The sequence below is a fragment of the Dokdonia sinensis genome (assembly GCF_003688895.1).
Classification (GTDB): Bacteria; Bacteroidota; Bacteroidia; order Flavobacteriales; family Flavobacteriaceae; genus Dokdonia; species Dokdonia sinensis.
Genome location: NZ_REFV01000027.1, coordinates 1 through 8,725, shown reverse-complemented (window position 1 = coordinate 8,725; position 8,725 = coordinate 1). Strand labels below are relative to the sequence as shown.

Sequence of the window (8,725 nt, the reverse complement as noted above, 5' to 3'; positions counted from 1 at the left end):
TTGGGCATTGGGGTGTCTAGAACGATGAGCTCAACGGGAACAACCGTGGCGCAGCCACCAGCATTCTCCACACGTGCCCAGACGGTCTCTGGGTTCGAGTTGTTTGTATATATGTTCTGGTCTAGAGCATTGGTTACGTTTGGCGGATCTGCCTCTGCTTCTGCCTGGGTACGGTAGTAGGTGATGACAAGGGTGGGGTTACCGGCTCTGATCTCATCGTTCTTGGACGAGAGCATAAAGGTGGTGCTGTCATCATTGTCGGGGTCGCAGAGCTCGTAAGGAGTAGGGGCAAAGACCGAAGGGGCTTGGAGGACTTCAACACGAAGGGGGATGGTGTCAAAACAAAGTGTACTGTTGTTTGTGACGCGAGCAATAACTGTTTGCGGATTTGTGGTATTCACAAACATTGTAGGATTCACAATGGATAGGTCTGCATCATCTGCTCCCATTTGGTCCAAGTGATAGGTTACTGTTACTCCAGTAGTGTTAACTCCTTTAATCTCGTCATTTTTTAGTGTAAGATTTATGGTTGTAAATCCGTCTGGTGCTGTGTCATCACATACGAGAAGATCAGAAGGTGTATTCACTATAGGATCTGGGTTGAGAACAATATCAAAATCTATAACTATAAAACAACGATCGGCAGTAGACTCATTTGTAACTCTGGCAAACAAAGTTTGTAAAGCAGGTGTACTTCCTGGGTTGAACGGGTACATAGAATCATTTGTAATCGGACTCATTTCATTTTCAGCATTCGTTGGGTCATCATAGAAAACAACAGAATAATCTGCTGTACTTAAACCGTCCAGTATTTCAGTTTCCAAGCTTCTGAGGTCGTAAATTTCAATTAAATCGTTATCCTCATCACATAAATCATAATCATCCACCATGGTATTTGCCTCAGGATTACCAATTACGTTGAGAACAATTGCGTTTTCTTCTAAACCAGCGCAACTATTATTAGTCACATTGTCTACCCTGACGGTTAAAAATTGTTGATTAGCTACTGTATTGTCAAAATTACTAATGTCCATTATCGCATCAATTTCCGAGCTTGCATCAGCTATTGAGTTATAATATGTTACAATAAGATTTGGTCGGTCAGCAGGTGGGAAAAGAGCAATAATTTGTGGTGTAGCATTAGCAAAATTAAAATTAGCTAGACCGTTTGAGGCGTCTCCATCATTATCATTATCACAAACTTCATATGATATCTCAAAACCAGGAGGAATTTGAGAAGTAGACACTTGTAAATCTACTCTCGCAGTCCGAACACAATTATTTTGAGTTTCTATACGAGCCCAGACCACATCATTTATGGCTACTTGATTAGGATATGCCGTGTCCATCATAATCGGACTCATATCATCAATAGCATTTATCTCAGTTTCAAAGTAGGTAAAAGTTTCATTTGCTGCATCTGCAGAGATAAGAATATTTGCTTCCTGTAAATTGAATATTGCAAAACCATCTGTATCATCATCACATTGTTCTAGCGTTACATCAGTAACTACTGGGAGAGGGTTTACAATGATTTCAAATTGCGTAGTAGCAAAACAATTCTCGTTATCTATGTTTTCAACTCGGACATAAATTGTCTGTTGGTTTGCTGTAGTATTTGTATACAGCGGGCCTACAGGAGACATATCATCTATTGCATTAATAGCACTTTCGTGAAAAGTTATTTGTACTTCGGCTTGGTTTTGACCATCTAAAATTTCGAGATTAAATGTCGTTAAATCAAATTCTGTAATACCATTTGTATCATTTCCGCCAGTAGCATCATCGCATTCTTCCAAAGGGGCTGCTGGAGCGGTAGCTTGGGGCTGTCGGTCAATAGTAATTGTAAATGTATCCGTGCCAGAACAGCCATTTGCATCTAAGTAAGTAATCGTTCCGTTGTAGTCACCTACAGCACCTAATGCAGGAATTACATAGTTTGCTCCTGCTAAGGGTAAAGGAGCCATTGCCGTACCAGCATCTACGAAACCTTCTCCTTCCGCGAAAGCGTCATAATCAATAAAATATGAGATTGGTGTGCCTGTACTTGGAGTAACATTTATGGGAGTCGAAGTTTCTCCTTGACATACGGAGGTATCGTTTGTTTCTGCTTCTGGATTTTCATTTATAGTAATGGTGAAATCGTCAGTACCTTGACATCCATTTGCATCGATGTACGTGAGGATGCCGTTGTAGGTTCCAGGTAAACCAGCCGCTGGAATGACATACATTGCACCAGTTATAGGATCTGGCATAGTTACGGAGGCAACATCAACAAAGCCCTGAGCCTCTGCAACAGCATCATAATCAATGCTGTAATTCTGAGGCATTCCTGAAATAGGAGTTATTGTGATTTCTTCAGAAGTTACTCCCTGGCAAACCGTTGCATCATTTGTACTGGCTTCTGGATTTTCAAAAATTGTGATTGTAAACGAGTCTGTGCCTGTACAACCTGCTGCATCATAATAGGTGAGAATCCCATTATAAACTCCTGGATTTGCTGTTGATGGAATCGTATACTCTGCCATTGTTAGGGTTACGGGCATAGGTAGGGTTCCTGCACCAACATCTGCGAAGCCTTGACCCTCTGCGATCGGATCATAATCGATCGTGTAATTGACTGGCACGCCAGAATTAGGTGTAACTATAATAGGAGCACTTGTTACGCCTGCACAAACTTCTGGGTCATTTGTGGTCGCATCAGGTGTTTCATTTACTGTTATCGTAAAACTAACTTCATCCGTACAATTATCTGGCTCTGCTCTGGTCTCGTCATATACATAAATCGTTTGTGTTCCGATAGTATTGAATATTTCTGTCGTCCAGTCTATTAAGGTGGCAGTTCCGCTTGCTTGGGTGTCTGTATAGTATTGAGGTCCAGAGAGGTTTGCTCCCATAATCATCGCTGGGTCGGCAAGCATAAAGTTATCTGCTTCACAAACGGTTAAATCAGGCAATTGCATTTCGTCAATATCTGGGCTGTTTACTAATGTTACCGTCACATCTACAATGATATTTGCACAAGCTCCAAGCTCTTCGTAAACGTACACTCCAGCTGGGTCAATCATAGGGTCAAATATATTGCCTCCACTATTGAGTGGTGGTGTCCAAGTACCTGTTCCTGCTGGATTTCCATCAATACGGTCTACTAAATCAATAGGGCCACCCAGTGTACATACATCTGTCTCTGTGTCTTCTGGATTAACAGCAAATCCTGAATAATAACCTCCAAACCCTGCACTGGAACCATCAGAACCTATGTAGCCTACTGCAATAGGACCATCAGCTATAATAACACCATCTCCAGCGCCAGCAGTAGGGATTGTAACTAGATAGGTCACCCAGTCCGTTGTAGCGGGATTTGCTAGGGCAGCTGTAGGTGGTGGAGCTCCATTATAGGTTACTGTCGTTCCTGTGAACGCGGTAATTGCAATATCTCCAAAATAGTTGCTGACAGTTGGTGTAATATTATTTAGGTTTGGAATTGAATTTACGTCATTTTGAAAAAAACAACTTAAAGGAGGTACAAAAATAAGCCCAGGGGTGGCCGTACTGGTTCCACCACCTAAGAATTGATACATGTAGAAAGGTTCTTGAGCATCAGTTGGGTCTGAGGGATCATCTGATGTAACGTACATGTTTCTATGTGGCCCCGCAGCCGGTTGAAAAGCTTCAGGATTAAGAAACAAATAGTCTCCTGGGTTAGCAATTGTGGCAAAGAAAGTCCCATTAACAAAGATGTCTGTGTTAGGTACTGTGGCTATAACCATAGGCCGTTCAAGGACATTTAAGCCACGACCTCGCACGAGCATATATTCATACCCAATTAAGGATTCATCTACAATTTGATCAAGCATTAAATCATTGCCAATAGTGCTTTGTGTAGCACCTCCACTATCAACAAAGTCTGGTAAATTTGTTGCTAAGTTTCCAGTATTTACTATTACAGGTTTATCGGCTTCTATTAGCGCTCCAATAAATCCTTCTCTATTTGCAGGACTAGAATTTTCATAAGCAGAAATTACAAAAGTCTCCCCAGCATTTAAAGAGATCACCCCCGGTAAAGTACCACCCTGAAAAACCATTGTAGGGTCAAAGTCACTTATTATAATTTGAGTATTATTTTCAAATGCCATAATACTTGTAAATAAGCTATTGTTCAAGCCACCCGGAGTAAGTGGACAAGAGCCTACTCTAAATCGGGTTCCTAAAGCATCTTCACCTTTGGCAACTAAATAACCTGAATGATTGGAATTAACAGCTCTTAACCTAACGCTAGCATAAAATAAACCTTCTCCTTCAAGTATAACTCCCTTATTGTTTAGAACTGTGTTTAATTGAGCGGTGGTTGTATTTAATACAGAGGTTCCCCCGACGTTAGTATTAAAATTTGCAGGGGCACCATCAGATATGGTAACTGATCCTAATACAGTACCATTACCCAGTAGGATGTTTACTCGAAATGGGACGGGATTGGGAGTTGACATGTAAATGAATACCTCATTGTTATTAATTGGCTCTTGACCGTGAAGTGGCGGTATGTAATGTGTAGATCCAAGTTGACAAAATACTTGCCCTAAAAAGGCAAGAAATAAAATAACCGAAAGAAAATATTTTAATCGCATAAAGCTCAATTTATTGTCAAATCTTAAGTAACTGTTAAAAATAATTATATATTTTTCAAAATATCGTTTTCTATTGGCTTTTAACAATTGCCTGGATTAACAAGATATTTAACATAATACAAATTAGTTTAATGAATATGATTTTTGAGGTTACGCTTTCGCGAAAGCATACTAATTTTTTTATCCTCTTTTTAATAAGCAAACTATTATATATATCTAGACAATAGGCACAAAAAAAGCCCACTCTTACGAGCGGGCTTGGTGATAAGTGAGATGTTATTATAATAGGCTTGCGCCTTATTTTACTTTGTTTACTACAGCTTCAAAAGCTTCTGGGTGGTTCATAGCAAGGTCTGCAAGCACCTTTCGGTTAAGCTCGATTCCATTTGCTTTTACTCCTCCCATAAATTGAGAATACGACATCCCGTGCATACGAGCACCCGCATTAATACGAGTAATCCATAGTGAACGGAAATTTCTTTTATTCTGACGGCGATCTCTGTATGCATATTGCATTGCTTTATCTACCGCGTTTTTTGCTACTGTCCAAACGTTTTTACGTCTTCCAAAGTAACCTTTTGCTTGCTTCATCACCTTTTTTCTTCGGGCTCTTTTAGCAACTGAATTTACTGATCTTGGCATAATTTAATGTGTTTTTGTAGTAGGCGGGCAATAATTGCCACTTCTAATTTGCGTAGCTGGAAAACTAGCTTGTTGCCTAACTCCAGGGTTTAAAAATTTGTTTTAACCGGTTAAACGGATTACTTAAGATTAAGCATCAATTTAACATTGCTCATATCTGCGTCGTGCACAAGGCCATCATGCGTTAGAGCAAGCTTACGCTTTTTAGATTTTTTAGTCAAAATGTGACTTTTAAAAGCGTGCTTTCTTTTGATTTTCCCAGTTCCTGTAAGCTTGAAACGCTTCTTGGCACTAGATTTTGTTTTCATTTTAGGCATTTGTTCCTAGTTTTAAATTTATCTCACTTATTTTCTTACTAAACCCTCCTAACTCAAATAGAGTAGGAGGGTTCTTTATTTTTAAATTAACTCAGTACTTATAGGAGCGTGAGTCCTTAGTACAAACTTATTTCTTCTTCGGGGCGATGAACATTGTCATACGTTTACCTTCAAGCCTAGGAAGTTGTTCTACTTTTCCTAGATCTTCTAATTCTTGCGCCAGTCTTAAGAGTAATATTTCTCCTTGATCTTTATAGATAATAGAACGCCCTTTGAAGAATACATAGGCTTTAAGTTTTGCTCCTTCCTTTAAGAACTTTTCGGCATGCTTCTTTTTGAACTCGTAATCGTGATCATCTGTATTAGGGCCAAACCGTATTTCTTTTATGACGACTTTACTTGCTTTTGCCTTTAATACTTTTTCCCGCTTCTTTTGCTCATAAACGAACTTCCTATAGTCCATTATTTTACATACAGGCGGTTCTGCATTTGGAGAGATCTCGACAAGGTCAAGTTCTAATTCTTCTGCTTGTGCAAGTGCTTTTGAAATAGGATATACTCCTACTACAACGTTATCTCCAACGAGACGTACTTCACGAGCACGAATCTTTTGGTTGATTTTGTGTTGGTCTTCCTTAATGATCCTTGCTGGACCTCTTGATCTTTTTCTACGTATTGCTATGGCTTTATTCTTTTTAAATTCCTGATGAAACAGAAATTTCGTTATTACTATTCTTCAAATGATTTCATTGTGGTGGCGATTTCTTCAGATATTGCTTTCGCGAAAGCGTCTACAGTCATACTGCCTAAATCCTCTCCTCCATGTTTTCTTACAGATATCGTGCCGTTTTCTTCTTCTTGCTCTCCGATGATAATCATATAGGGTACTTTCTGCATTTCTGCTTCTCGTATCTTTTTGCCCATCGTCTCTCCTCGATCATCTATAAGAGCGCGAATTTCGTCATTTTCCATCAAATTTAAAACTTTCTGAGCATAATTCTCATATTTCTCACTCAATGTGAGGATGGTAACTTGTTGCGGCATTAACCATAGTGGGAAATTTCCACCCGTATGCTCCAGTAATATTGCAATAAAACGCTCCATACTCCCGAAAGGAGCACGGTGTATCATTACAGGTCTATGTAGCTCATTATCACTGCCTTTATAGGTGAGGTCAAAACGCTCTGGAAGGTTGTAATCTACCTGGATAGTTCCTAATTGCCAGCTGCGTCCTAAAGCATCCTTTACCATAAAGTCTAATTTTGGACCGTAAAATGCTGCCTCACCTGTTTCTATGACATAATTAAGTCCTTTTGCTTTTGCAGCGTTTAAGATGGCATTTTCGGCTTTTACCCAATTTTCATCATCTCCGATGTACTTTTCTGGAGTTTCGGGATCCCGTAAGGAGACTTGAGCGGTAAAGTTTTCGAATCCTAAAGAACCAAAAACATATAGCACAAGGTCAATGACTTTCACAAACTCTTCATCCAGTTGATCTGGCGTGCAGAAGAGGTGTGCATCATCTTGAGTGAATCCTCGAACTCGCGTTAGCCCGTGTAGTTCTCCCGATTGTTCATATCGATATACTGTCCCGAATTCTGCATAGCGCTTGGGAAGTTCTCTATAGCTCCACGGGCGTGCATTATATATTTCGCAATGATGCGGGCAATTCATAGGTTTAAGCAGGAATTCTTCTCCTTCATTAGGTGTATGTATGGGTTGAAAACTGTCTGCACCATATTTTGCATAGTGACCTGAAGTCTCATAAAGTTCTTTTTGACCTATGTGAGGTGAGATGACCATCTCATAACCTTGTTTTTTCTGAGCGTCTTTTAAAAAATTTTCTAATCGCTCACGTAATGCAGCGCCCTTAGGAAGCCATAAAGGAAGCCCTTGGCCCACCCGTGGCGAGAAAGTAAAAAGTTCTAGTTCTTTTCCTAATTTTCTATGGTCTCGCTTTTTTGCCTCTTCAAGTAGCTCTAGATATTCTTTTAGGTCTTTTTGCTTTGGAAACGATGTTCCATAAACACGAGTAAGTTGTGGTTTATTTTCGTCACCACGCCAGTAAGCACCTGCAACACTCATCACTTTTACGGCCTTTATAATCCCTGTATTGGGAATATGTCCACCACGGCATAAATCAGTAAATGTATCGTGGTCACAAAAGGTGATTGTCCCGTCCTCAAGATTCTCAATAAGTTCAACTTTGTACTCGTTTCCTTCGGCTTTATATTTGTCCAGCGCTTCTTGTTTAGTTACAGCGCGCATTTTGAAATCGTGCTTTCCGCGAGCGATTTCGAGCATTTTATCTTCTATTTTCTTAAAATCTTTGTCAGAAATCGTTTGGTCGCCCAAGTCTACGTCGTAGTAGAATCCATTTTCTATTGCTGGTCCTATCGTAAGTTTAGCTCTAGGGTATAATTCAAGAATAGCTTGAGCAAGAACGTGTGATGAAGAATGGCGAAAAGCCGTTTTTCCTTCATCATCATTCCAAGTAAACAATGTAATCGAACCATCTTCGGTTAGTGGAGTACTAGTCTCAACCGTTGTGCCATTAAACTTTGCTGAAATAACATTGCGTGCTAATCCCTCACTAATGCTTCTTGCGACGTCCATTGGAGTAGCGCCGCTTTCTATTTCTTTTACATTGCCATCTGGCAAGGTTATCTTAATCATAGTTCCATAATTTGGAAGGCAAATATAGGTGGTTGTTGTAAGGTTTACAATATTCATGCTTGTATTAAAAGTGATAATCTACTTAAGGAGTTTTACAGTTAATATATTAAGCTGTTTTAAAGTTTTTTTCTTTCCCCCGCTTTCACGTAAGCCCTTTTAGGTTTTGTGAAGTTTATGTTTTTGTATCTTTCTGTGGTAGAGTCTTTTGTGTTGTTGTTTATTTGGTTTTAAAAATTTCACATATTTTCTTTAGTTTTTGTCTTGTGGGGAATTAAATCTGTGTTATCTTTGCCGTCCGTTTTGGCGGGGATGTTCTTAAGTTTTGTGCTGTTGTTTTTGGGGTTTTAAAAAGATTTATTTTTTCTTTTTATTTGCTTGCTATATTAAAAAACAGTTGTACATTTGCACCCGCTTAGAGAAACACCTCTAGCGATGTTCATAGACAGAGATTGAAAATGTAGTGTA

5 protein-coding genes are annotated in these 8,725 nt (G+C 39.5%); all 5 read right to left on the bottom strand.

Annotated elements, in window-relative coordinates:
* A partial coding sequence (locus EAX61_RS16175) for an IgGFc-binding protein (protein WP_201739479.1) occupies window positions 1-4,625 on the bottom strand: 4,625 nt, incomplete at its 3' end.
* 297 nt (window positions 4,626-4,922) lie between these two features.
* A complete protein-coding gene (gene rplT, locus EAX61_RS16170; protein ID WP_121918753.1) occupies window positions 4,923-5,267 on the bottom strand; it encodes a 50S ribosomal protein L20 in 345 nt (114 codons plus the stop codon).
* 119 nt (window positions 5,268-5,386) lie between these two features.
* A complete protein-coding gene (rpmI, locus tag EAX61_RS16165) occupies window positions 5,387-5,584 on the bottom strand; it encodes a 50S ribosomal protein L35 (RefSeq protein ID WP_121918752.1) in 198 nt (65 codons plus the stop codon).
* Window positions 5,585-5,711: 127 nt separating this feature from the next.
* On the bottom strand, window positions 5,712-6,224 hold the full coding sequence (gene infC / locus EAX61_RS16160) for a translation initiation factor IF-3 (RefSeq protein WP_283806754.1): 513 nt from the start codon (window positions 6,222-6,224) through the stop codon (window positions 5,712-5,714).
* Between the two features lie 89 nt (window positions 6,225-6,313).
* Window positions 6,314-8,260 carry a threonine--tRNA ligase gene (gene thrS, locus EAX61_RS16155; RefSeq protein WP_121918754.1) on the bottom strand — a complete coding sequence of 649 codons (1,947 nt, stop codon included), beginning with the start codon at window positions 8,258-8,260 and terminating at the stop codon, window positions 6,314-6,316.
* Window positions 8,261-8,725: the final 465 nt, after the last annotated feature.